Annotated in this window: 22 protein-coding genes and 1 pseudogene; 18 read left to right on the top strand and 5 right to left on the bottom strand. The window is 58.9% G+C overall.

Translation table 11 applies throughout. From position 1 onward, the window contains the following. The first annotated feature begins 71 nt into the window (after window positions 1–71). The 3 genes and pseudogenes from VOI23_RS02160 to VOI23_RS02150 all read left to right on the top strand — a co-directional run bounded on the left by VOI23_RS02160 (window position 72) and on the right by VOI23_RS02150 (window position 1,043). Window positions 72–371, top strand: a complete 300-nt coding sequence (locus tag VOI23_RS02160) for a hypothetical protein (protein ID WP_323780852.1) — start codon at window positions 72–74, stop codon at window positions 369–371. A gap of 12 nt (window positions 372–383) precedes the next feature. Continuing rightward, window positions 384–704: pseudogene (locus tag VOI23_RS02155) on the top strand (ABC transporter transmembrane domain-containing protein); the annotation flags it as partial. After that, window positions 678–1,043: a DUF5368 family protein gene (locus VOI23_RS02150; protein WP_323781835.1), complete on the top strand. Its 366-nt coding sequence runs from the start codon at window positions 678–680 to the stop codon at window positions 1,041–1,043. The pseudogene VOI23_RS02155 and the gene VOI23_RS02150, both read left to right, overlap by 27 nt. A gap of 19 nt (window positions 1,044–1,062) precedes the next feature. Here VOI23_RS02150 and VOI23_RS02145 read toward each other — a convergent pair whose 3' ends face one another. Then, the gene (locus VOI23_RS02145; RefSeq protein ID WP_323780849.1) at window positions 1,063–1,944 is read right to left on the bottom strand and encodes a LysR substrate-binding domain-containing protein; all 882 of its coding nucleotides are present in this window, start codon (window positions 1,942–1,944) and stop codon (window positions 1,063–1,065) included. Window positions 1,945–2,043: 99 nt separating this feature from the next. On the opposite strand from VOI23_RS02145, the gene VOI23_RS02140 reads away from it, so the two are divergent. From VOI23_RS02140 to VOI23_RS02130, 3 genes are read left to right on the top strand one after another with little or no spacing between them, the layout of a single operon-like run. After that, window positions 2,044–2,298, top strand: coding sequence for a hypothetical protein (locus VOI23_RS02140; RefSeq protein WP_323780847.1), 255 nt, complete (start codon window positions 2,044–2,046; stop codon window positions 2,296–2,298). A 9-nt stretch (window positions 2,299–2,307) separates the two neighbouring features. Next, on the top strand, window positions 2,308–3,810 hold the full coding sequence (locus tag VOI23_RS02135; protein ID WP_323780844.1) for an aldehyde dehydrogenase family protein: 1,503 nt from the start codon (window positions 2,308–2,310) through the stop codon (window positions 3,808–3,810). Continuing rightward, complete coding sequence (locus VOI23_RS02130) at window positions 3,800–5,089, top strand: FAD-binding oxidoreductase (protein ID WP_323780841.1); 1,290 nt, start codon at window positions 3,800–3,802, stop codon at window positions 5,087–5,089. The genes VOI23_RS02135 and VOI23_RS02130 overlap by 11 nt, the downstream gene beginning before the upstream one ends. A gap of 173 nt (window positions 5,090–5,262) precedes the next feature. Here VOI23_RS02130 and VOI23_RS02125 read toward each other — a convergent pair whose 3' ends face one another. Next, window positions 5,263–5,727, bottom strand: a complete 465-nt coding sequence (locus tag VOI23_RS02125) for an Lrp/AsnC family transcriptional regulator (RefSeq protein ID WP_323780838.1) — start codon at window positions 5,725–5,727, stop codon at window positions 5,263–5,265. Window positions 5,728–5,853: 126 nt separating this feature from the next. Here VOI23_RS02125 and VOI23_RS02120 point away from each other — a divergent pair, with 126 nt between their 5' ends. Then, entirely contained in the window at window positions 5,854–9,261 is a 3,408-nt protein-coding gene (locus VOI23_RS02120; protein WP_323780836.1) for an indolepyruvate ferredoxin oxidoreductase family protein, read from the top strand. Window positions 9,262–9,494: 233 nt separating this feature from the next. Next, complete coding sequence (locus tag VOI23_RS02115) at window positions 9,495–10,157, top strand: glycosyltransferase family 29 protein (protein ID WP_323780833.1); 663 nt, start codon at window positions 9,495–9,497, stop codon at window positions 10,155–10,157. Here the strand turns inward: VOI23_RS02115 and VOI23_RS02110 are convergent. After that, window positions 10,141–11,184: an ornithine cyclodeaminase gene (locus VOI23_RS02110; protein ID WP_323780830.1), complete on the bottom strand. Its 1,044-nt coding sequence runs from the start codon at window positions 11,182–11,184 to the stop codon at window positions 10,141–10,143. The two genes, VOI23_RS02115 and VOI23_RS02110, sit on opposite strands and share 17 nt — an antisense overlap. Then, window positions 11,181–12,110 (bottom strand): arginase, encoded by a 930-nt coding sequence (rocF, locus tag VOI23_RS02105; RefSeq protein ID WP_323780826.1) that lies wholly within the window; start codon window positions 12,108–12,110, stop codon window positions 11,181–11,183. Before rocF ends, VOI23_RS02110 begins: the two co-directional genes overlap by 4 nt. 140 nt (window positions 12,111–12,250) lie before the next feature. Here rocF and VOI23_RS02100 point away from each other — a divergent pair, with 140 nt between their 5' ends. The 7 genes from VOI23_RS02100 (at window position 12,251) to VOI23_RS02070 (ending at window position 18,798) form a co-directional block, all read left to right on the top strand. Further along, window positions 12,251–12,679, top strand: a complete 429-nt coding sequence (locus VOI23_RS02100; protein WP_323780824.1) for an Lrp/AsnC family transcriptional regulator — start codon at window positions 12,251–12,253, stop codon at window positions 12,677–12,679. A 184-nt stretch (window positions 12,680–12,863) separates the two neighbouring features. Continuing rightward, complete coding sequence (locus VOI23_RS02095) at window positions 12,864–13,778, top strand: lipid A-modifier LpxR family protein (protein WP_323780821.1); 915 nt, start codon at window positions 12,864–12,866, stop codon at window positions 13,776–13,778. 141 nt (window positions 13,779–13,919) lie between these two features. Further along, entirely contained in the window at window positions 13,920–14,984 is a 1,065-nt protein-coding gene (locus VOI23_RS02090) for a Hint domain-containing protein (RefSeq protein WP_323780818.1), read from the top strand. A 214-nt stretch (window positions 14,985–15,198) separates the two neighbouring features. Next, window positions 15,199–15,819: a 30S ribosomal protein S4 gene (gene rpsD / locus VOI23_RS02085; protein ID WP_323780815.1), complete on the top strand. Its 621-nt coding sequence runs from the start codon at window positions 15,199–15,201 to the stop codon at window positions 15,817–15,819. Between the two features lie 200 nt (window positions 15,820–16,019). Further along, window positions 16,020–17,105: a histidinol-phosphate transaminase gene (hisC, locus tag VOI23_RS02080; protein WP_323780812.1), complete on the top strand. Its 1,086-nt coding sequence runs from the start codon at window positions 16,020–16,022 to the stop codon at window positions 17,103–17,105. Beyond that, window positions 17,102–18,019 (top strand): prephenate/arogenate dehydrogenase family protein, encoded by a 918-nt coding sequence (locus VOI23_RS02075; RefSeq protein ID WP_323780809.1) that lies wholly within the window; start codon window positions 17,102–17,104, stop codon window positions 18,017–18,019. Before hisC ends, VOI23_RS02075 begins: the two co-directional genes overlap by 4 nt. Continuing rightward, window positions 18,016–18,798, top strand: a complete 783-nt coding sequence (locus VOI23_RS02070) for an extensin family protein (RefSeq protein ID WP_323780805.1) — start codon at window positions 18,016–18,018, stop codon at window positions 18,796–18,798. Before VOI23_RS02075 ends, VOI23_RS02070 begins: the two co-directional genes overlap by 4 nt. Here VOI23_RS02070 and VOI23_RS02065 read toward each other — a convergent pair whose 3' ends face one another. Further along, complete coding sequence (locus VOI23_RS02065; protein WP_323780801.1) at window positions 18,799–19,800, bottom strand: DUF2125 domain-containing protein; 1,002 nt, start codon at window positions 19,798–19,800, stop codon at window positions 18,799–18,801. Between the two features lie 66 nt (window positions 19,801–19,866). Here VOI23_RS02065 and VOI23_RS02060 point away from each other — a divergent pair, with 66 nt between their 5' ends. From VOI23_RS02060 to VOI23_RS02050, 3 genes are all read left to right on the top strand, one after another. After that, complete coding sequence (locus VOI23_RS02060) at window positions 19,867–20,397, top strand: gamma-glutamylcyclotransferase (RefSeq protein WP_323780799.1); 531 nt, start codon at window positions 19,867–19,869, stop codon at window positions 20,395–20,397. Between the two features lie 67 nt (window positions 20,398–20,464). Continuing rightward, on the top strand, window positions 20,465–21,676 hold the full coding sequence (locus VOI23_RS02055) for a biopolymer transporter ExbB (protein WP_323780796.1): 1,212 nt from the start codon (window positions 20,465–20,467) through the stop codon (window positions 21,674–21,676). A gap of 2 nt (window positions 21,677–21,678) precedes the next feature. Next, a complete protein-coding gene (locus VOI23_RS02050; protein WP_323780793.1) occupies window positions 21,679–23,871 on the top strand; it encodes a peptidoglycan -binding protein in 2,193 nt (730 codons plus the stop codon). Window positions 23,872–23,890: the final 19 nt, after the last annotated feature.

Here is a 23,890-nt window from a genome sequence, read left to right as displayed (position 1 = left end):
CGGCGCTGATCTGACCGTTACAGGCGGCTGTGATTGCCAGCGCTCTCGCCGCACTCTTGCAGGGGCGAGGAATGTCGCCCTTTCTTGCGGCTGCTGCATTTCTTGCGCTGGCGATATTGCGCGCCGCGCTTCACGCGTTTTCACAGCGGCGACTGTTCGAGGATGCCGAAGCCACCCTGACCCGCCTGAGCGGCGAACTGGTCGATGGCGAAACGGCAGTGACGGGCGCGTCTGTCATCGGTGGGTCCGGGGCTGTTGCCGTGCTGGCAAGTGAAAAGCTAGAGGCATTGCGGCCTTATCTAATGCGCTATAGCCCGGCGCGGATGCGGGTTTCCGTGATGCCGGTGATCATCCTTTTGATCACCCTTTGATACAGTTGGGCCTGTGCGGTGGATTTGGTGATGGCGGGTCCGTCGATCCCGCTTTTCATGGCGCTGGTCGGTTGGGCCGCGCGGAATGCAAGCAAGCGTCAGATGGTTGAAATCGGTGCGCTGAGCGATTTGTTGGTTGACCGGCTTGCCGGTCTTTACGACCTGCGTTTGATCGGTGCAGGGGACCCGGTGGTACAAAGTTTCGAACGCGCCTCTGAAACGTTGCGCGAACGTACCATGGCGGTGCTGCGCATTGCCCTTTTGTCATCAACAGTGTTGGAGCTTTTTTCAGCCCTGGGCGTTGCCATGATCGCGGTCTGGGTCGGGTTTACGTTGCTGGATCAAATCGCTTGGGGCACATGGGGGCGGGGGCTGGACCCGTTTGCCGGTTTCTTCCTTTTACTTCTGGCCCCAGATTATTTTCAGCCGTTGCGCGATCTGGCTGCGGCTTGGCATGACAAGGCCGCTGGCGAAGCCGTACTGGAAGAGATGCAGACATGGCGCGAAGACTGCCGCCCGCGATTGATCGGGAACGGCGGTGCAGCGCGGGCATTGACGGGGCCGGTCGATGTGATCGTGCTGCTTGGGATTGGTACCGCTGGCGCGGTCGGGTTTGCGGTGCTGGTTTATACCGCTCAATCCTTGTTCCGGCCGATCGCGAAGGAAGGCTAAGAACCTGTGTCATTGACCCTCAAAGCGGTTGCTGTATCCAGTCGATCAGCTTCTTGAGGGTATCGCTGGCGGCTATGGATTTGGGCCAGACCAGATAATAAGTGCCCTCGACATCAATGTAGCCCGAACTTGCTGGCACCAGCCGACCTCGGGACAGTTCGGTTCTGGCCAGAAACTCGGGCAGGAGCGCGACACCAAATCCCAGCGCGGCGGCCTCGGCCAGATTGGTGAACTGATCAAACAGCATCCCCCGCAGCCGATCTGCTTCAAGTCCATGGCTGGCGAACCACGCTTCCCATGCGCCGGGTCGGCTGTCGAGATGCAGCAGCGGGAGGTCGAGCAGGCGTTCGGGCGGCACAGGCAGGTCTTTGACTAAGTCAGGCGCACAGACCGCAATGACCCGTTCGCTGGCCAGCGGCAGGTAATTTACGCCGACCCAGTCCTTGGTTCCGAAATGCAGCGCGGCGTCAAAATTTTCCCGTTCGAAATCCAGCTGGGTCAACCGCGTGCTCTGGTTGACCTGGATATCGGGATAGAGTTTTGAGAAGGCGCGCAGCCTGGGGTTCAGCCAATACATGCCGAAAGTCGGCAGGATTGCGATATTGAGACTGCTGCGCCCGCCCGTCGCTTTGAGTTTCAGGCTGGCCCGCGCGAGGCTTTGCAACAGATCCCTGACCGAGTTGGCATAGGCTTCGCCCGCAGGTGTCAGGCGCAGGACCTTGCCGTCGCGGACAAACATCGTCACGCCGATCTGTTCCTCCAGCACTTTCAATTGCCGACTGACCGCCGAATGGGTCAATGCCAGTTCCTGCGCAGCAGCGGTTGCAGTGCCAAGGCGATCAACGGCTTCCAGCGCCAGCAGAGAATTGATTGAAGGCAGGAAGCGGCGCGGCGCAATCATATGAGTTTTTCTCCAATGTTTGGGACATTTTATCGTTTCTAGTAGGGCCATTGAAGAGATAGCCTGACCGTAAATGAAAGTAATTCAAGGTGGTGTCTGATGGAAATCGCAGATTTCGCTGTGACCTGCTCCGACTGCGGCACTACTGTCAAAGCCGAACTGGGCAATCTGGCATGCAAATTTCACGACTCTGACCTGCTGAGCAAATTGGACACTGGGCGGAGCGATTGCACAATTGCTGATCCGCGCTGGCTGGCGCGGGATGAACGAAAAAACCGCATTCAGGCAACAACAGAAATCCGGCAGCTGCAAATATTCACGCGGATGGACAATCAGCGCCCGAGAGCAATTTGAGGAAACATCATGACACCCGCAGAGATTCTTATCGCATCCGGCCTGACCGAAGCTGACCTGACCGGCGGGACGCTGGTCGTTTCCACCCCGGTCGATGGTTCGGAAATCGCCCATTTGAAACCCCATAGTATCGCCGAAGCGAACGTTGCGATTGCCAAGGCGCATGATGCTTTTCTGGACTGGCGCAAAGTACCCGCGCCGCGTCGGGGTGAATTTGTCCGCCTGCTGGGTGAAGAGCTGCGCCGCGAGAAAGACGCGTTGGGTGCGTTGGTGACGCTGGAATGCGGCAAAATCCTGCAGGAAGGCCTGGGTGAGGTGCAGGAGATGATCGACATCTGCGATTTCGCCGTTGGTCTGTCGCGCCAACTTTATGGTTTGACCATTGCGTCGGAACGTCCCGGCCATGCGATGCGCGAAACCTGGCATCCGATGGGCGTTTGCGGTGTGATCACCGCGTTTAACTTCCCGGTCGCACCGTGGTGCTGGAACGCCGCGCTGGCTCTGGTCTGTGGCGATCCGGTGATCTGGAAGCCATCGGAAAAAACGCCGTTGACCGCGTTGGCAGTGCAAAAGATCTGCGACCGGGTCTGCAAGGCATTTGGTAACGATGCGCCCGAGGGGCTGACACAGGTTTTGATCGGGGACCGCGACCTGGGCGAAGCGCTGACCGCCAATCCCAAGGTCGCGATCATCTCGGCCACCGGGTCTGTGCCGATGGGGCGCGCCGTGGCGGCGAATATGTCCAAACGCCTTGGCCGCACCATTCTGGAATTGGGCGGCAACAACGCGATGATCGTCGCGCCGTCGGCCGATCTGGAAATGGCGCTGCGTGCGATTGTGTTTTCGGCTGTGGGCACCGCTGGTCAGCGCTGTACCTCGCTGCGCCGTCTGATTGTGCATGAAGACGTCTATGACGCGCTGATCCCGCGCCTGATCAAGGCCTACGAGGGATTGCCGATCGGTGACCCGTTGGTCGCTGGCACGTTGGTTGGACCGCTGATTGATCAGGGCGCAAGCGCGGCCATGATGGCGTCGCTTGAGCAAGCCAAGGCAGAGGGCGGCGTGGTTCATGGTGGAGACAGGGCATTGACTGAAACACATGGGGGCGCGGCCTATGTCCACCCGGCTATCGTCGAACTGCCCGCGCAGACCACGATCATGCATCACGAAACCTTTGCACCGATCCTTTATGTGGTGAAATACCGTGACCTCGATGAAGCGATCGGGATGCAAAATGCGGTGCCGCAGGGCCTGTCTTCCTGTATCTTTTCGACGGATCTGCGCGAAACCGAAGAATTCCTGTCCGCATCGGGGTCCGACTGCGGTATCGCCAACGTCAATATCGGGCCCTCGGGGGCCGAAATCGGCGGCGCGTTCGGTGGTGAAAAGGATACTGGCGGCGGGCGTGAAAGTGGGTCGGATGCGTGGAAAGGCTATATGCGCCGGCAGACCAATACGATTAACTATTCGCGTGAGCTGCCATTGGCACAGGGAATCAAATTTGAGATCTGAGACAGAAAACGGGCTTTGGGGGGCGAGCCTGACTCATCGGGCAGAGACCGCAATTCTAAGCGAGGACCTCAGCGCTGATCTGGTTGTTATCGGCGGTGGCTTCACCGGATGCGCAGCCGCGTTGGAAGCTGCGCGTCTGGGGGCTTCGGTGGTGGTGCTTGAGGCGCAAACCATTGGTTTTGGCGGATCAGGGCGCAATGTTGGGTTGGTCAATGCCGGGCTGTGGCTGCCGCCGGAAACCATCGTGGCCCAGATCGGCGACAGCGCCGGTCGGCGGCTGATCGCAGCGCTTGCGGATGCGCCCGACCGGGTTTTCAATATCATTGACCGCGAAGGCATATCCTGTGAAGCGACGCGTGCCGGAACGCTGCATTTGGCCCATGCCCCGAGCGGGATGAAAGACCTGCGTGATCGGTATCGGCAATCAGCCGCCTTTGGCATGGATCTGCATCTGCTGGATGCCGAGGAAACCCGCAAACGCACCGGGTCCGCAGCGTTTCACGGCGCATTGTTCAATCCCGCAGCGGGTACTGTGCAGCCGCTGGCCTATTGTCATGGGCTGGCCCGAGCGGCGCAAACCGCTGGTGCGCGTCTGTTCGAAAACAGCCCGGCACAGAGCGTCGCGCACGATGGTGATGTTTGGGTGGTCTCAGCGCAGGGGCGAAAGGTGCGGGCCGCAGGATTGTTGATGGCAACCAACGCCTATCCGGCAGCGGGTACGAAAGTCAGGGCACCGCGTTGCGCGCCGGTAAGCTTTAGCCAGTTCGCAACCGAACCATTGCCGCAGGATGCGCTAGACCACGTGCTTCCCGGGCAAGAGGGCTGTTGGGATACCGGGGTGGTGATGTCCTCGATCCGGCGCGACTTTGCAGGACGGTTGATCATAGGCGGGATGGGAAACAGCAACGGGCTGGGCGGTGTCATTCATGCCCAATGGGCCCGCCGCAAGTTGCGCACGCTTTATCCCGAACTGGCAGACTTGCCCTTTGAACATAACTGGAGCGGACGCATTGCGATGACAGGGGATCATATCCTCAGGGTGCTTTCGCTTGGTCCCTCGGCCTATTCAATCTTTGGCTATTCCGGGCGCGGCATTGCGCCGGGCACTGTTTTTGGCACCTTGGCGGCGCAAGCGATCCTGCACGATGCGCCCGACCTGTTGCCGGTGCCCGTGGTTGCGCAGTACAGGGAATCTCTGACCGCCGCCAAGGGGGCCTATTACGAATTTGGCGCGACCATGGTTCATGCTGTTCAGGCACGTTTTGGCGGGCGCCGCTGATCCACAGCAGGCGGTAAACCTGCTGGGGCCTTGTCAGGGTTTGCAGCGATGTGGCCGATCATGACGGCTGATCATAACCCCGAAACGCTTTTCAGCACTCTGACGACGTGGCTATTTCGTCATGATCGCGATCCGTCGCGTCGGCATCGCGGAATAACGGGCGGCTGATATGGTTAGGGCGTGGGTTTTACGACCTTGTCCTGATGCTTGACCGCTCTGAGAACGACATTGCTTTGGGCGCTGGCGACGGCGGGCAGGCGGAACAGGAAATCCTCCAGAAACCGGTTATAGGCGTTCAGGTCGCTACAGCAGACGAACAGGTGGTAATCCGATTGTCCCGTTGTGGCGTAACAATCACGCACCTCTTCCTTGCGTCCGACGGCGCTGATGAATTCCCGCAATTTTTCGGGGTCATGACGGGTCAGTTGAACATGCACGAGAACCTGAAAACCAAGACCGGTCTTTTCGTCATCCAACACCACGCTGTAATTGCGGATCGCGCCGCTATCTTCCAGCGCCCGGACCCGGCGCCAACAGGACGAGGTGGATAACCCCACCTGTTCGGCTAGATCGGCATTGGAAATCCGGCTGTCCTGTTTCAGCAGTCGCAGAATCCTGTGATCGGTTTCGTCAAGCATGTTGGTTATTATATCCGTGTTACTTCCATATTTGAAAAAAACTACCACATTTAGTCAATAGTTCATAGTAATTTGACCGAATTTTCCAGAGGTGTTCAGATACTTTCCCGGCAGGAGGTTCCTGAAATGACCCAATCGATCCATAAATTCGACACCTACCAGCTGTCCGACCGCTATGACCGCAATACCGGGCGTGTGTTCCTAACCGGCACGCAGGCTTTGGTCCGGGTGTTGTTCGATCAGGCACGGCGGGACCGCGACGCGGGACGCAATACGGCAGGGTTTGTGTCGGGCTATCGCGGATCGCCTTTGGGCGGGCTGGACCTGGAAATGTGGCGCAGCCGGAACAAGCTGAAGCAGGACCGGATCGAATTTCTGCCTGCGGTGAACGAAGATCTGGGTGCAACTGCGGTTCTGGGCGCGCAGCAGGCGTCGCTTAATCCCTCCTGTGACGTCGAAGGCGTATTTTCCATGTGGTATGGCAAAGGGCCAGGAGTTGACCGGTCAGGTGATGCCCTAAAACACGGTAACGCCTATGGTTCGGCGCCCAATGGCGGCGTTTTGGTCGTAGCGGGCGACGATCACGGTTGCGTGTCGTCTTCGATGCCGCACCAGTCCGATGTCGCCTTCATGGCGTGGTTCATGCCGACACTGGCCCCGGCCTCGGTCGCTGAATATCTGGCTTTTGGCGAATACGGTTACGCGCTGTCGCGGTTTTCCGGCACCTGGGTGGGTTTCAAGGCGATCTCGGAAACCGTGGAAAGCGGTCAGTCGGTTGAATTGCAGCCCGACCGCGCCTTCGTGCAGCCCGATTTCACCGCGCCGCCGGGCGGTCTGCATGTGCGCACCGCTGACCTGCCCAGCCCCGAAATAGAAACCCGGCTTGCGCATAAGCTGGCTGCGGTCGAAGCGTTCGTCGAGGCCAACCCGATTGACCGCCATATCTATGACATCCCCGACGCCAAATTCGGCATCGTGACGGCGGGCAAGGCGCATCTGGACCTGATGGAGGCACTGCGGCTGCTGGGCGTGGACGAAGCCAAATGCCGTGAACTGGGCATCGACATCTACAAAGTCGGGATGGTCTGGCCGCTGGCGCGCCGCGATGCTTTGGCCTTTGTACGTGGTAAGAAAGAAGTGCTGGTGGTCGAAGAAAAGCGCGGCATCATCGAAAGCCAGTTCAAGGAATATTTCTATGACTGGCCCGGTGACAAACCGGAAAAGATGGTGGGAAAGTACCGCGCGGCTGGCGATCCGCTGATCCCCTGGACCGGCGAATTGAGTCCGCTGAAACTGGTCGGCGTGGTGGCTGAACGGCTGGACCGTTTTTTCCCCGAAGAAAGATTTGTTGAAAAGGCACGGGGGCTGACCAAGGTCAAGCCGCCGGTGTTGCAAATCCCGGGTGCGGTTCGCACCCCTTATTTCTGTTCCGGCTGTCCGCATAATACCTCGACCAAGGTGCCAGACGGCAGTATCGCCGCCTCTGGCATCGGCTGTCATGTGATGGCCAGCTGGATGGACCGCAATACGGTCGGCTACGCCCAGATGGGCGGTGAAGGTGTGCCTTGGGTGGCGGCGTCGAAATTTACTGGCAATGGCCATATCTTCCAGAACCTGGGCGAAGGGACATGGTACCATTCCGGGTCGCTGGCGATCCGCCAGGCGGTCGCGGCGGGGACCAATATCACCTACAAGATCCTGTATAACGATGCGGTCGCAATGACTGGCGGACAGCCGGTCGATGGTCCGGTTTCTGTACAGGGCATTGCCCAGACCTGCCGCGCCGAAGGGGTGGACCGGATCGCGCTGGCCTCGGACGATATCGGCAAGTTCGATCCTGCCGGTTTCCCGCCCGGCACCACTTTCCACCCGCGCGAAGACATGGATCGCCTGCAACGCGAACTGCGCGACATCCAAGGCACCACCGTCCTGATCTATGAACAGACCTGTGCCACTGAAAAGCGCCGGCGCCGCAAGCGCGGCACGATGGAGGACCCCAAGCGCTTTGCCTTTATCAACGATCTTGTCTGTGAAGGCTGCGGCGATTGTTCGGTAGAAAGCAACTGCCTGAGCGTTGAACCGAAGGAAACCGAATTCGGCCGAAAGCGCAAAATCAACCTATCGAGCTGCAACAAGGATTTTTCCTGCCTGAACGGATTCTGTCCTAGTTTCGTTACGCTGGAAGGGGCTGAAAGGCGCAAACGAAAGCCGGTCGAGCTGGACATCAAGGGATATCTGCAAAGCCTGCCTCACCCTGCGCTGCCCGATCTGGGTACGCCCTTCGACCTGTTGGTCGCAGGGGTTGGCGGCACCGGGGTGGTGACGGTTGGCGCGCTGATCACGATGGCGGCGCATCTGGAAGGCAAGGGCGCGAGCGTTCTGGATTTCACCGGATTTGCACAGAAGTTCGGCACCGTGATTGGCTATGTCCGACTCGCTGCGACCCCTGACGCGATCAATCAGGTGCGGATCGAAGAAGGTTCGGCCGATGCGTTGATCGGTTGCGATGCGGTGGTAGCGTCTTCGCCCAAGGCATCGGTGCATTATCGGCACGGTACCCGTGCGGTCCTTAATTTGGCTGAAATGCCCACCGGCGATCTGGTGCTGCACCGCGATGCGCAGTTGAAAATCGACGAGCGTGACCAATTGCTGCGCGCGACTGTTGGGTCGGAAAACGTTTTGGCGCTGGATGCCAACCGGATGTCGGAGCAACTGATGGGGGATAGCGTTTTTGCCAATATCATCCTGTTGGGCGCGGCTTGGCAGCAGGGTCTGGTGCCAGTGTCGGAGCTGACCATGAAACAAGCGATCCTGCTGAACGGGGTTGCGGTGGAAAAGAATGCGATGGCCTTCGATCTGGGGCGGATTTACGCCGCGCAGCCCGAAATGCTGTTGCCGTTGATGCAGCAGGACGAAAAGGCCGCAGAGGATTTGACAGCGGTGATCGCGCGGCGCGCCGATTTCCTGCGTGATTATCAGGATGCCGGCTATGCAACGCGCTACAGCGCGCGGATTGACGCGCTACGGGCACATTTGCCGGATGATCTGGTCGAGCAGGCAGCGCGTTCGCTGTTCAAGCTGATGGCCTACAAGGATGAATACGAAGTGGCCCGGCTGATGACGCTGCCAGGCTTCGCCGCGCAGCTGGAGCAGGAATTCGAAGGCGATTACAAAGTCGCCTATCACTTCGCGCCGCCGTTGTTGCCCGGTGCCAAGGACGCGCGGGGGCGTCCGGTGAAGCGCCAGTTTGGGGCATGGATGAAGCCTGCCTTGAAAACTCTGGCCCGCATGAAGCGCCTGCGCGGCACGGCGTTCGATCCCTTCGGACGCAGCCATGACCGGCGGTTGGATCGCGATTTGCTGGCCTGGTTCGAAACGGTTCTGGATCGTGCGCCCGAGGTCTATTCCGATGAGACGCGGGATCGGCTGGGCACTGTTTTGGCCTCACCGATGGATATTCGCGGCTATGGTCCGGTGCGCGAACAGGCCGCGCAAAAGGTGCAGCAGAAGGTAGCGGAGATCGGACTCTTCTGAGGATTGATCCGCCCGAACCGGTGTGTCGTGCTTCCAATCGGTCGCGCCGGTTCACCAGATTTTTATGTCCTGATTTGCGCACAAGGCCAAGCTACGTGAACTGACAATCGGCGCAGGTGGCGGACGGCCCGGCCTCGTTTTCGTGGATGATGGCTTTCCCTCACTGGGCAGATCAGGCAAATTAGTAATTTGTTCTGAAACCGCTCGGCTACCGACAGGCTTTCCACTATCCCATGTCCAGAAACCTGACCGACATCACCGCACCGAAACCCGGCTATATCCGTTTTCAACTGGCCAAGTGGACAGGCGACGAAGCCGTTTTGGCGGCCTTTTCCGCGCCGTACGATGCGCTGGCCGAAGTCGTCAAAGGAAAGTCAGTTGCGCTCGTTGGCAATGCCCGCACACTGGCCGATGCCGCACAGGGTGCTCAGATCGACGCCGCCGACATCGTGGTGCGTTTGAACACCGCCCCCGGCCAGGAGGCGATCAGCCACGGGGCACGGACCGATTGGCTGTTTACCTCGGTCCGGTTGCCGCGGGATGTGTTGCGTGATCTTGACCCTGCTCATGTGTTCTGGGCCAGCGGTAAGCGCAAGCGGTTGGATTACGGTCTGGTAAAACGCCCCGGTTTCGTGCTGACGCCGGCGTCGATCTTGGCCGACCTGATTATGGTTCTGGATGCGCGGCCCTCGGCGGGCATGATCGCAACGGCAACGCTATGCGCGTTGCCGTTCGCGCAGATCCGGATGCACGGGTTCGAATTTTTCAGCAGCCTGTCATTGTCGGGTCATCGTGCAGAAAAGAATGTGCCGCATGATTTCGATGCCGAACGTGACCTGATCATGGAAATGGTGCAGGCCGACAAGCGTCTGAGAATAATTAGGCCGCGCGCCTGACCATCCCGAACAAATCGCGCGGATCATCCGGGTCGGCCAGAATGTCCAGCAGATCGAAAAACGTGGTGTCGCGGATTCTGTCATGGATGAAACGCAAGGCGCTGAAGTCTTCGATCGCAAAGCCAACGCTGTCGAACAGTGTGATCTGGCGCGGATCGCTTCGGCCCGGTGCTTCGCCACGCATCACCTGCCATAACTCGGTGACCGGGTGATTGTCCTCAAGTTGCTGAATCTCGCCCTCGATCCGGGTCTGTGGTGGATATTCCACGAAAATGTCCGACCGCAGCAGGATATCGCGGTGCAGTTCGGTTTTACCCGGACAGTCGCCGCCAATGGCGTTGATATGCACGCCTGACCCGATCATGTTGTCGGTCAGGATCGTAGCGTATTGTTTATCTGCGGTGCATGTGGTGATGATCTGGGCGCCCTCAATGGCGTCTTCGCCCGACCGGCAGGGAATGACAGTCAGCCCACTACCTGCCAGATTGCACAGGGCCTTTTCCGTGGCCTTGGGATCAACATCGTAAAGCCGCACCGTGTCTATGCCGCAGATCGCCTTGAACGCCAATGCCTGAAATTCGCATTGCGCGCCATTCCCGATCATTGCCATCACCCGCGCCCCTTTGGGGGCCAGATATTTGCCGACCAGTGCCGATGTCGCGGCGGTGCGCAACGCGGTCAGCACCGTCATTTCGGTCAACAGGATCGGATAGCCGTTGGCCACGCTCGACAACACCCCAAAGGCGGTGACGGTCTGATACCCCTCTTTCATGTTCTTGGGGTGGCCATTGACATATTTGAAGCCATAATTGTCGGCATCCGCCGTTGGCATCAGTTCAATCACCCCGTCGGCGGAATGTGATGCGACGCGCGGGGTCTTGTCGAAATCAGGCCAGCGTTTGAAATCAGCCTCGATATAGCCCGCCAGATCACGCAGCACGGGTTCAATGCCAGCGGTATTGACCAGTGCCATCATGTTGGCGACGGAAACGAAGGGGACGAGTGCCTTTTGCGAAGGTAGATTCATGCGAAGCTCCGGGTCATCCGATCCAAAACGCGCCGCCCGAACAGGCTGGCGGTCAGATCGGTCATTAGCAGCGCTGTGCGGCCGCGTTCATCGAGGAAGGGGTTCAGTTCCACCAGGTCGAGCGATCCTACCAAGCCGCTGTCATGCAGCATTTCCATAATCAGATGCGCTTCTCGGAAGGTGGCGCCACCGGGTACGGTGGTGCCCACTGCGGGCGCGATGGCAGGGTCAAGGAAATCGACATCAAGACTGACATGCAGCAAACCGTTGACCGCGCTCACCCGGGCCAGGAATTCGGCCAGCGGCGCCGCGACACCACGTTCGTCAAGGGTGCGCATGTCATGCACGGTAACACCGAGTTCCTTGATCCGGGCATGTTCAGCCGGGTCAACAGAGCGGATACCCATCATGCAGATATTGCCCGGATCGACCGGTGCGGCCAAGGGGGGGAACATGTCAAATCCCGGCTGCCCGGTGAAGTAGGCAACCGGAGTACCATGCAGGTTACCGCTGCCGGTGCTGTCGAGTGTATGCAGATCGGGATGGGCATCCAGCCACAGTACGAATAGCGGGCGGTTCTGCTCGGCGGCAAATCGGGAAACGCCACTGACGGTGCCTGCGGCCATCGAATGATCGCCGCCCATGAAAATGGGCATGTCGCTGGCGGTCATCGCGTCATAGGCCGCCTGAGACAAAACCCGGGTCCAGCTGACCATTTCGGCTAGGTTATGGACCGCTTCATTGGCATGGGCGATAGGGGTGGTTTCGGGTAGGGCGGCGTCGCCGCAGTCCACCACGTCCCAACCCAGTTGTCGCAATTTTTCCGGAAGACCAGCAGTGCGAAACGCCGCCGGACCCATCAGGCATCCGGGTTGTGACGCGCCGGTCTGAACCGGGGCACCGATAAGGTGGCAACATTGAGTCATCAAAGGTCCTGCACATATTTGTTTCCTCCATTTTGTTGAATTTATTGACCTGTTTCAGTCGAATAATTGCTCAATTTGATCGCTCGACTTTCCAATCCGAAAGGGTATCTTGCAAATTGGATAAATCTTGAGAGGTATCTATGTCAGAGCTCAACACCACCGACCGCCGCTTGATTGCCGCTTTGCGGGACAATTCCCGCGCTTCGATCACCGAATTGGCGCATATCGCCGGGGTGTCTCGAACAACGGTGAAAACCCGCATCGATGCCTTGGTTTCAGACGGACGGATTCGCAAATTCACCATCGAAACCGATGCCGACCAGCAAGATCAGGTTCGCGCCATCACCACGATCGAATTGCAGGGCAGCATGTCGCGCACGGTGATCCGTACCCTGCGGGCGATCCCAGAAGTATCATCAATCCATTCCACCAACGGGGCCTGGGATCTGGTAGTAGAAGTCCGCGCCGAAACCCTGCCCCAATTCGACCGGATTTTGCGCGAAATCCGCGAAGTTAAAGGCGTGCTCAACAGCGAAACAAGCCTGTTGCTGAGCAGCGTGATGGAGTAGCCGGGCCAGATCTGACAAACGGAGTGACGCCAATACTTAACGGTTGCGACGCCGGGCATGGTCCTTGCAGCATTTCCGGCAGATGCGGCGAAATCGTTCGATTGTGGCTTCGCTGCACTAGAATTCACTCCGCCTGTCGTTTACCAAGTTGGGACGCTGGGGGGCGTTTGATTAGGGTGATCGTATGATCCGTTTCTTGACCGCTGCCGCCCTTGGGCTGCTTTTGCTGACATCTCAGGCTTTTGCCGAAGAACGGGTCCGGTTGGGCTATGGCCGCCTGATAACCAACGATTTTATCGGCGATACACAGGATCGCTGGCACAGCGGATCGGTCGCTTCCAGCCGCATCTACGGTTACAGCTGGGATGGCGCCTTGCCCGAAAAATTCGGTGAGTTGCTGGAATTCCGCATTAACGGAGAAATCATTGCCCCGGATAATCTGGTATCGCCTGCCGCTGGCGATCGGCCCTATGCGGGCAGCCTGTCCTTTGGGCTTCACACCCACTATCAGCGCAGAGAGACCGACATTTCCATGGGGATGGATATGGTTCTGACGGGCCCGATGACAGGGCTGGACGATTTTCAGGGCGCGCTGCATGACGCTTTGGGCGTGGATTCGGCATCGGCTGCCACACTGTCCGGACAGATCGGTAATGGGGTGCATCCGACATTCGTAATGGAACTGGGGCGTGACTACGCCTTGGGGCAGGGTGCCACGCTGCGGCCGTTTTTGGAAACCCGGGTCGGGGTCGAAACGCTGTTGCGCGCCGGGGCCGACGTCACCATCGGTCAAATTGGTCGGGGCGAATTGTTGGTGCGCGACCCGGTCAGCGGTCAGCGGTACCGCACCATGCAGAATTCCGATGCCGGATACACATTCGTCCTTGGCGGCGATATCGCGAAGGTGACAGATTCCATCTATCTGCCTACCAGCCGCGGATTTACCCTGACCGACAGCCGTCAACGGCTGCGCGCCGGGGTGCATTGGCAGGGCGAGAACAGCAGTGGATTTTACGGATTGACCTGGCTGGGCGAGGAATTTCTGGGTCAGGGCGAAGGTCAGTTGATCGGCTCGGTGCGTCTCAATCTGAATTTCTGACTTTAGGGTCACGAGATAAATATCTGCAAAGTGTGATTATTTTGCACAGTTTATGTCTCAAGGGTGCGTCGGGGCTTTGCAGAGTCGGCAGGCTCTGTTAGCCTTTGGGTAATAAAAAAAGTTTGAAGGCAGGTATCAGGCATGGGAACGGGCTTTAGCGGCACGTTCGTCATTTCCTGGTCACAAACAAAAGTAGACGGCATAGAAGCCGCCCCTTTGCACGCGCTCAGCGTTGGGACCTCTTGGTCTTGGCATGGCGATGCGGTGAGGGTGGACGGACCGACAGAACTGCTACGTTTGGATCAGGCGGACGGAGAGGCCAATCTCCGCCGTAGGGCAGCGCGCATGGTGCGCCGTCTGGTGGGGGCAGCGAAACAGAACACGACCGATCTTGATGCGGTCGCGGTCGATGAACCGTTGTTGGACAGCAATATCGTTGTCACTGACGGGTCGCGAACGTTTACTCTGACGATTATCGAAGTGGGCGACGGTGCCCGGCCTTTACTGATGTTCATGGGGCAGATACCGCCATCGAACCGTGATCTGTGGGTGGTGCATCACACGCTCGATGCGATGCAGGCCAATCATATGAGTCCCGGCAGCGGCGGAGTGATCTGTTTCACCCCCGGCACCCGGATCGAAACCCCGAAAGGTCCGAAACGGGTCGAGGATCTGCGCGAAGGCGACCGGGTCCAGACCAAGGATAACGGGGCCGAGGAAATCCTTTGGATCGGTAGCCGCCGCATGACCGGCGCGCGGCTGTTCGCGATGCCGAAATTACGCCCGATCCGCATCCGTGCGGGCGCATTGGGGGTGCAACGACCGGATGAGGAATTGCTGGTGTCGCCCAGCCACCGCATGTTGGTGCGTGGCGATGTCGCCCGCGCCCTGTTCAATACGCCCGAGGTTCTGGTTGCGGCCGAAGATCTGATTGACGGCGACCTGATCAAGGTCGATACGCAACTGCGGGAAGTGACCTATATCCATCTGCTGCTGGGCAGCCATCAGGTGCTTTGGGCCAATGGGGTGGAAACCGAAAGCTTCCATCCCTCGAATGCGGCGCTGTCGACGCTGGAAGACACTGATCGAATGCGGCTTCTGTCGCGGTATCCGGAACTGGAAATGGATCCGCATGCCTATGGCGGTTACGCGCGGCGCAACCTGAGCCAGTCGGAAGCGGCGATTTTGATGTACGAGGCGGCTTAGGTCGTGGCCCGGAACACGGCGCTTTGCGCCGCTGGGCCATGAGGACTTACTATCCTGGCTGCGCTCACTTGACTCTGTCCCGAACCCCTATATAAGCGCGACTTCATTGGTGTTGGTGGCCCCTGCAAGGGGATGCCTGTCATGGGGAAACCCAAGAGGACAACGCCCTTCATAGTCGCCCCACCGGGCGATGCCCTTAAGAAGGAGATCAGCCGTGACCAAACGCACGTCTGCCAAGTACAAAATTGACCGCCGGATGGGTGAAAACATCTGGGGTCGTCCGAAATCCCCCGTCAATCGCCGCGAATATGGCCCCGGCCAGCACGGTCAGCGCCGCAAGGGTAAACTGTCCGACTTCGGCACTCAGCTGCGCGCCAAGCAGAAGCTGAAGGGCTACTACGGCGATCTGACCGAAAAGCAATTCCGCCGCATCTACGGCGAAGCCGAACGTGTCAAAGGCGATACCGGTGAAAACCTGATCGGCCTGCTGGAGCGCCGCCTGGACGCCGTCGTCTACCGCGCCAAGTTTGTGCCGACCGTTTTCGCTGCGCGTCAGTTCGTGAACCACGGTCACGTCCTGGTTAACGGCCAGCCGGTGAACATCCCCTCCTATCGCGTCAAAGAAGGCGACGTGGTAGAAGTGCGTGAGAAGTCGAAGCAAATGGCGGTCCTGCTGGAAGCCGTTCAGCTGCCCGAGCGTGACGTTCCCGACTACATCGACGCCGACCATTCGAAAATGGCCGCTACCTTCGTGCGCACTCCGAGTCTGGGCGATGTTCCTTACCCGGTGATCATGGAACCGAACCTGGTGGTTGAATTCTACGCGAAGAACTAAGGGTTCTTCGCCGGAATACTAAGTTTTCGGAAAGCCCGCCGCACGAAGCCTCGTGTGGCGGGCTTTTCTTTGTCTGCCAGCGGGGAAAGGGGCAGGCATGGCACATTGGCAACTGCGCCAATGTGGGCGCTGCCCAGAGTCAGTTCGATCTTTCCCTGCCCGGAGTGGCTTTGCTATGGAAAGCCGAAGGAGACAGGAACATGACCAAGATCACGCCACAGCCCGGCATCATGGAAATTGATCTATATGTCGGCGGCGCTGCCCATGTCGAAGGCGTGTCCGATGTTGTGAAGCTCAGCTCGAACGAAAACCCTTACGGACCCAGCCCGTCGGCATCCGCGGCCGCCCGCCGCGCGTCTTATGAGTTGCATCGTTATCCTTCGACCGATCACGCCGAATTGCGTGCGGCCATCGGTGAAATTCACGACGTCGATCCGGAAAACGTCATTTGCGGCGTCGGGTCTGACGAAGTGTTGCAATTCATCGCACAGTCCTATGCCGGACCGGGGGATGAGGTGATCTACACCGAACACGGGTTTTCAATGTACCCGATCCTGGCGCATGCCTGCGGCGCGACCCCGGTGAAGGTCGCCGAAAAGGACCGGGTGGTGGATGTCGACGCGATCCTTGCTGCCTGCACCGACAAGACCCGGATCGTGTTCATTGCCAACCCGGCCAATCCGACCGGGACGATGATTGATCTGGATGCCTGCACCCGGCTGGCCGAAGGCCTGCCCGCCGAAGCGCTGCTTGTGCTTGACGGGGCTTATGCGGAATTCGAAGCCGACTATGACGGCGGTGTATCGTTGGTGGAACGCCGCGAAAATGTGATCATGACCCGTACGTTTTCCAAGATCTACGGGCTTGGCGGTCTTCGGATCGGCTGGGGCTATGCGCCGCGCGCCATCATTGATGTTCTGAACCGGGTGCGGCAACCATTCAACCTGTCCACGGTACAGTTGGCGACTGCCGAAGCGGCGTTGCGCGATACTGACTTTATGGAGAAATGTCGCACGGATAATGAACGTTTGCGCTGTTGGCTGGCGACGGCATTGAAAGATCTCGGCGTCGAGTCCGATCCTTCGCACACCAATTTCATTCTGGCGCGGTTCGCCAATCAGAACGAAGCCGACGCCTGCGATGCCTATCTGAAAACGCAGGGGCTGATCGTACGCAAAGTGGCTGGCTACGGCCTGCCGAATTGTCTGCGCATCACCATTGGCGATGAATCATCCTGCCGCCGGGTGGCGCATGCGATTGGTCAGTTCAAAAGAGGTGAAACATGACCCCGGTATATGATCGTGTTGCGCTGATCGGTCTGGGGCTGATCGCCAGTTCGATGTTCTGGGCAATGAAGCGTGCCGGGGTAGCCCGCGAAGTGACGGGTTACGCCCGGTCGCAGGAAACCCGCGATACCGCGCGCCGGATCGGGTTGTGTGACCGGGTTTGCGACAGCGTCATCGAGGCTGTACAGGACGCCGACCTGGTAGTGCTTTGTGTGCCTGTTGGTGCAATGGGGGCGGTGGCCGCAGAAATTTCACCGCATCTGAAACCCGGCGCCACGGTCAGCGATGTTGGGTCGGTGAAGAAATCTGTGATCGAAACGGTGCGCCCACATCTGCCCAAAGGGGTAAGTTTCGTCGGCGCCCATCCGATGGCGGGCACAGAACATTCCGGTCCGGAATCGGGGTTCGCCTCGCTGTTCGACAATCGTTGGTGCCTGATTGTGCCCGATGGTGCGCCGGAAGACGCAACGCAGAAGCTGGAACAATTCTGGCAGGCTTTGGGGGCCAATTGCGAACGGATGGAGGTCGAACATCACGATCTGGTCTGTGCCGTGGTCAGCCATATTCCACACCTGATCGCCTATACGATGGTTGGCGTGGCCGACGATCTCAGCCGGGTTTCGGATCAGGAGGTGATCAAGTATTCCGCCGCCGGGTTCCGCGACTTTACCCGGATCGCAGCTTCTGATCCGACCATGTGGCGCGATGTGTTCATGACCAACAAAGATGCCACTTTGGAAATCCTTGGCCGGTTCACCGAAGAACTGTTTGCGTTGCAGCGGGCGATCCGCACCGGCGACGGGGACGAACTGTTCGAGTATTTTACTAGAACCCGCGCAATTCGCCGTGGTATCATCGAAGCGGGGCAGGATACCGAAGCTCCGGATTTCGGGCGGGTCAAAATACACGAATGAAAAAGATTCTGGCGGTTCTGATCGGTTTGGCAATGGCGCAGGCAGCTGATGCCAACGCGCCAGGAACCTCGCTGCGTCCAGTTGCCAGGGGGGATCTGGCGCAGTCCATCATTCAGGATGTCACGCCCCGCGTATTGGGAGTCCAACAGCAGGTCGAGACGCCGGATCGCAAAGGCATGTTGGGATTGTTCAGACCCAGAACCCGGTCCGATTCCGGGTTCGACGAAGCGATCCAGTCCCGCAAGGACCGACGCCGGGGGACCGTGTGCAATGATCCCGATCTGGTTGGCGAACCCGTGGGCTATGTGCCGGGCCGGATTACCGGCTGTGGCGTGCAGGAAGCGGTGCGGGTTAAATCGGTTTCGGGTATTGCGCTCAGTCAGTCGGCGACGGTGGATTGTCAAACGGCCAAAGCATTGAAAACATGGATTGAAAATGGAATGAAACCTGCCATTAAGCGGCGTGGCGGCGGCGTGGAGAAAATACGTATCTTTGCCAGCTATTCATGTCGGACGCGCAACAATCAAAAGGGTGCCAGGATTTCCGAACATGGGAAGGGCCACGCCATAGATATCGGTGGCTTTATCTTGAAGAACGGCGATGAAATCACCGTGCTGGACGGTTGGAAGAAGCGCAAAGAGCGCAAGATTTTACGCAAGATGCACAAAAGCGCCTGCGGCACATTCGGTACCGTTCTGGGCCCCGAAAGCGACCGTTTTCATAAAAACCATTTCCATTTCGACACCGCGCGCTATCGCAGCGGGTCCTATTGCCGCTGATCAGCGCAACCGCAGCAGTGGTGCCGCGCTGATCGGAACCGGCCCCAGAAACACCAGATCGCGACGAAAATCCAACGGAATATCCAGCGTTCTGGGATTGCCGGCAAGTCCGGCGATCAGGGTCAAACCGCTTTCCAGTTGATCGGCAACGCCCCGCGATATGACCTGCGAGGCAACCGCCATATCGAGTATTTCGCGCCAATTCCGCGCTTTTATGGTCAGTCGCCCCTTCGGGCGACCGCGGTTGTCGATCTCCAGATCACCAGCCAGCGCCAGTTCCAGATTACCCCATTTCGCCTCTGCCAGCTTCACGTTGATGCGGCGGGGTTGTGGGCGGCCGTCTTCAATCGCGTCCAGATCCCAAGGCTGGTCGAAACCGACCTGAAAATCGGCGCTGAATGCAGACAGGGTCCGAGGCAACCCGCCGCTGCGATCGACCAGTTTTCGGAAAGTCGATGACGGGGCCAGATCGTCGGCTGTCAGGGCAAAACGGTAAAGGCTGGCCTGATCGTCATCGCGTCGCACCGCCAAATGCAGCGCGGTCATCGTGGTTGCGTCATGATCACGTCGAGTGATTTGCACGCTGTCAGCGACCAGGTTGGCGCGGTTCAGCGCCAGATTGGAATTCTTGTCAGTAATCACGCTGGCCTGCATCTTGGCGCTGCTGATATCGAATTTGTCAGTCGGTGTGGCGATCAACTGCTGATCGGGCCAGATCGCGATGACATGGTTCGGTTTGTAGCTCAGCCTCAGGATTTGGAAAAACGGTACCTGCCAAGCCCAGCCCGTGGTCGGATCGGCCAATTCCAGATCGGTGAAGGTGGTGTCGAACCGATTGGGAAACCCCTGCAGGGTCAGGTCGGAATAGTCCGCAGCCCAGGCTTCGCCCCGGCGCGCTTCGAACCAGTCGGCGAAGCTGGATTTAACTCTTTGTGCCCCGACAAACCAGTAGCCGGACCAAAGTCCAGCAGCGATCAGGATGGCAATCAACAACCGTTTCACGCGCGGGCCCCTTTTCCTATCGTTCGCCGTGGTGTTTACAGGGGGCAGTTTGAAAGGACCAGCAGCATGACGATGTGGGTGTTCGGTTATGGATCGTTACTGTGGAATCCGGGGTTCGACCCGGTCGAAAGCGTGCTGGCCCGATTGCCGGGCTATCACCGCAGTTTCTGCATGTGGTCGATTCATCATCGCGGCAGCGTAGAAAAACCGGGGCTGGTTCTGGCGCTGGACGAAGTCGAAGCGCTGCAATGCAACGGTTTGGCGCTGGCGGTTCATCCTGACGAAGAAAGCCGGGTTCTGGCAGAGCTGCGCGAACGCGAACTGGTCAGTTCGGCCTATCTGGAAAAACGGTTGCTTGTGGATTTGACCGATGGCCGCCGGGTCGAAGCCGTGACCTATGTCATCGACCCGGTTCATGTTCAATATTGCGGTGGGATGGCATTGGAACAACAGGCGCAGGTGATCGCCAATGCCCATGGCGGGCGCGGTCCGAATGCAGAATATCTCTACAATACCGCCGCACATTTGCACGAACTGGGAATCCGTGACCCTGATTTGGACTGGTTGTCTGATCGCGTTCGGGAAATCCGCGCATAAGACCTTGGCTTAATGGCCTTTTCATCATAAGGTTCCGACAACTAAAACAGTGTCGGGATCTGTCCGAATGGTACAGACGGACCGCGAGGCCGAGCCGCAATTTTCACCACCCGTCCGCCAGATTTTGCTGATGCTTCTGGTCTTGGCGTTGAGCGGCTTTGTTGTCGTTCTCGCCCTGCCACGCATTCTGCCTGTATTCGAGGCAAATCCTTATCTTAACGGATTCATCCTTTTCGTTTTCGCCCTAGGTGTGATCGCCTGTTTTTGGCAGATGGCGCAATTGTTCAATTCAGTGCGCTGGATCGAAGATTTTGCCTCGGACGGAACCAGAAGAGAAGGCCGCCGCGCCCCGAGTTTGCTGGCACCGCTGGCCACGCTGTTGCGCAGTCGCAATGCGCAGATGCAGATCAGTTCTTCGTCAACCCGGTCAATCTTGGATTCGGTGGCAACACGAATCGACGAAGCGCGTGAAATCACCCGCTACATCGTCAATTTGCTGATCTTTCTGGGCCTTCTGGGCACGTTTTATGGCCTTGCCACAACAGTACCCGCGCTTGTCGATACAATCCGCAGTCTGGCCCCGGCCGAGGGCGAAAGCGGTGTAGATACGTTCGGTCGGCTGATGAGCGGACTTGATGCTCAGCTTTCGGGTATGGGCGTGGCTTTCGGGTCTTCGCTTTTGGGGCTGGCCGGTTCGCTGGTCGTAGGCTTGCTGGAACTCTTGGCTGGCCACGGTCAAAACCGGTTTTACCGCGAACTGGAAGAGTGGCTGTCCACGATCACCCGGGTGGCTTTTTCCTCTGGCGACGGGGATGGCGGCGGTGAATTTTCTGCGGCTGCGCAGATCCTGGACCATATGCTGGAACAGATGGACCAGATGCGGCAGTTGTTTGCCCACACCGAAGCAGGCCGGGCCGAAGTCGATGCTAAACTGGGAAGTTTGGCCGGATCCATCGAACGGCTGACTGACCGGCTGGCTGGGAATCGTCCGGTCCATGATGCGTTGGAACGTGTCGCTGACGGTCAGGACCGACTGATAGAGATTATGAGCGATAGCGGAAGCGGCGAAGGGCTGGATGCCGAAAGCCGGATGCGGCTGCGGTCGATGGACGTGCAATTGCTCCGGATTTTGGAAGAAATTAGCGCCGGGCGTCAGGAAACCATGGCCGAATTGCGCATGGACATCGCCTCTTTGACTCGTCTGGTGGCGCAAAGCCGTATCGCCGAAGCCGATCACCCCCAAATGCGCAGCGCCCGGACCAAGGATAAGGAGGGCTGATCATGGCCCTTTCGCGCCGCACCGGACAACGGTTCCAGAGCTCGATCTGGCCCGGTTTCGTGGACGCGATGACCGGCCTTTTGCTGGTGCTGATGTTTGTGCTGACCATTTTCATGGTGGTGCAGTTCGTGCTGCGCGAAACCATCAGCGGTCAGGAAAGCGAACTGAATGCGCTGTCGACGGAAATCGCGGCGCTGGCTGATGCTTTGGGGTTGGAAAAACGGCGTAGCGCGCAATTGACCGAACGGCTGGGCGAACTGGACGCGACCCTGTCAGCGGCGCGCCAGCAGGCGGATGCGCGTGAAGCATTGATCGCGTCCCTGACCGTGGAACGGGACACTCAGGCGGCCGCGTTGGAAGTCGCCAATCTGAAAATCACTGATTTTGAAACGCGGGTCGCGGCGTTGCTGGCGCAACGCGAAGAAGCGCGCGGCAGTATCGCGGCGTTGCAAAAGGAACGGGCCGATCTGATCGACGAACGCGAAGCGCTGAATCTGGCATTGGCTCAGGCCCGCGATGAGATTGACCAAGGGGCAGAGGCGGCCCGTTTGGCGGCGGCGAAACGCGAAGCTCTGGAGGCGCTGATCGCCGATCTGAAGGCGCAGAACAAAGATGCGGAAATGGCAAATGCCACGCTCGGTACGCGTGTCGAAACGCTGCAAAACGACCTGAACGAAGAGGAAAAAGCGCGACTGGCCGAAGCGGCGGCCGCAGAGGCGTTACGTGAGAAGTTGAAAAATGCCGATGCCGAACTGACCGCCATGACCCTGTCGCTGGAAAAGCAGCGGCGCAAGGCCGAGGAGACTCTGACACTGTTGGCTGCAGCAGATGCGGCGAGCAAGGATTTGACCTCGAAACTGGCGGCGGCGTTGCTGGCGCAGCAATCGGTGTCTGATGAGCTCGCCCGGGCGCGACGCGATCTGGACGCTGCCCAAGGTGGCCGCGAGGCCACGCAATCGCGTCTGAAAGATCTCGAAAACCAACTCGCCGCCGCTTTGTCCGAGGTGGATGAGGGGACGCTGACCATTGCCGATTTGCGAACCCGGTTGAGTCAGGCCGAAGCATCGCTGGCGTCAGCCGAAGGCCGGGCGCAGGATATGGAAGCGCGGCTGGCCGGAGAACGCGCGTCGTTGGAGGAACGTCTGGCCGAAGCACTGGCGGCCAAGCTCAAGGTCGAAGCGGATATCGAAGATGCCAATACCGCGCTGGAAGTAGCCCTTGCTGCCAAGTTGGCGGCGGAAAAGCAGGCCGAACTGGCGCGGCAGGCTCAGGCAGATGCCGAGCAGCAGGTGGTCGCGGCCCATGCCGCAATGGAACAGGATGAAGCCGAATTGCAGCGCCAGTTGGCCCGCGCGCTGGCGGCCAAACTGGCCGCCGAACAGGCGTCGCGCGAAAGTCAAAACGAAGCAGAGCGGCAGGCGGCGCTGGCTGAAGCTGCGAACAAGACGCTTTCTCAGGCAAAGGCCCAATCCACCGAAGCGCAGCGCCAGCAGGCACTGCTGAACCAGCAACTCGCCGCCATGCGGACACAATTGTCGAGCCTTCAGGCCTTGCTGGACGACTATAAGGAACGAGATTCAGCGGCGAATGTACGGATCGACAGTCTGGGGTCCGATCTGAACGCTGCCTTGGCGCGTGCCGCAGCCGAAGAACGCAAAAGACGGCAGCTCGAAGAGGCAGAGAGGCTGCGGCTGGAAAAGGAAAAGCAGCAGCTTGAGGCCCAAAAGCAGGACTTGGAACAATATCGCAGCGAATTCTTCGGACGAATGCGCGAACTGCTAAGCGAACGCGAAGGGGTGCGGATCGTTGGCGACCGCTTTGTTTTCTCGTCCGAAGTTCTGTTCGCATCGGGAAGTGCGGATTTGTCATCGGAAGGTGCAGGCGAAATCGCCAATGTCGCTTCGATCCTGCGCGAGATTGCCGACGACATCCCCAAAGAAATCGACTGGATCATCCGGGTGGACGGGCACACGGATGACCGTCCAATCGCGGCCGGGGCTGAATTCGCCGACAATTGGGAACTGAGCCAGGCACGGGCGCTGTCGGTGGTGCGGTTCATGGTGCAGAACCTTGGCATTCCGCCAAATCGTTTAAGCGCCAATGGATTTGGCCAGTATCAGCCAGTCAACCCCTCCGATACGCCCGAAGCACGGGCGCAGAACCGCCGGATCGAATTGAAACTGACCGAACGATAGGCAGGCATTGAACGACTGC

Source organism: Thalassovita sp. (genome assembly GCF_034670005.1).
GTDB lineage: Bacteria > Pseudomonadota > Alphaproteobacteria > Rhodobacterales > Rhodobacteraceae > Thalassobius.
This window is presented reverse-complemented; position numbering and strand designations above follow the sequence as displayed.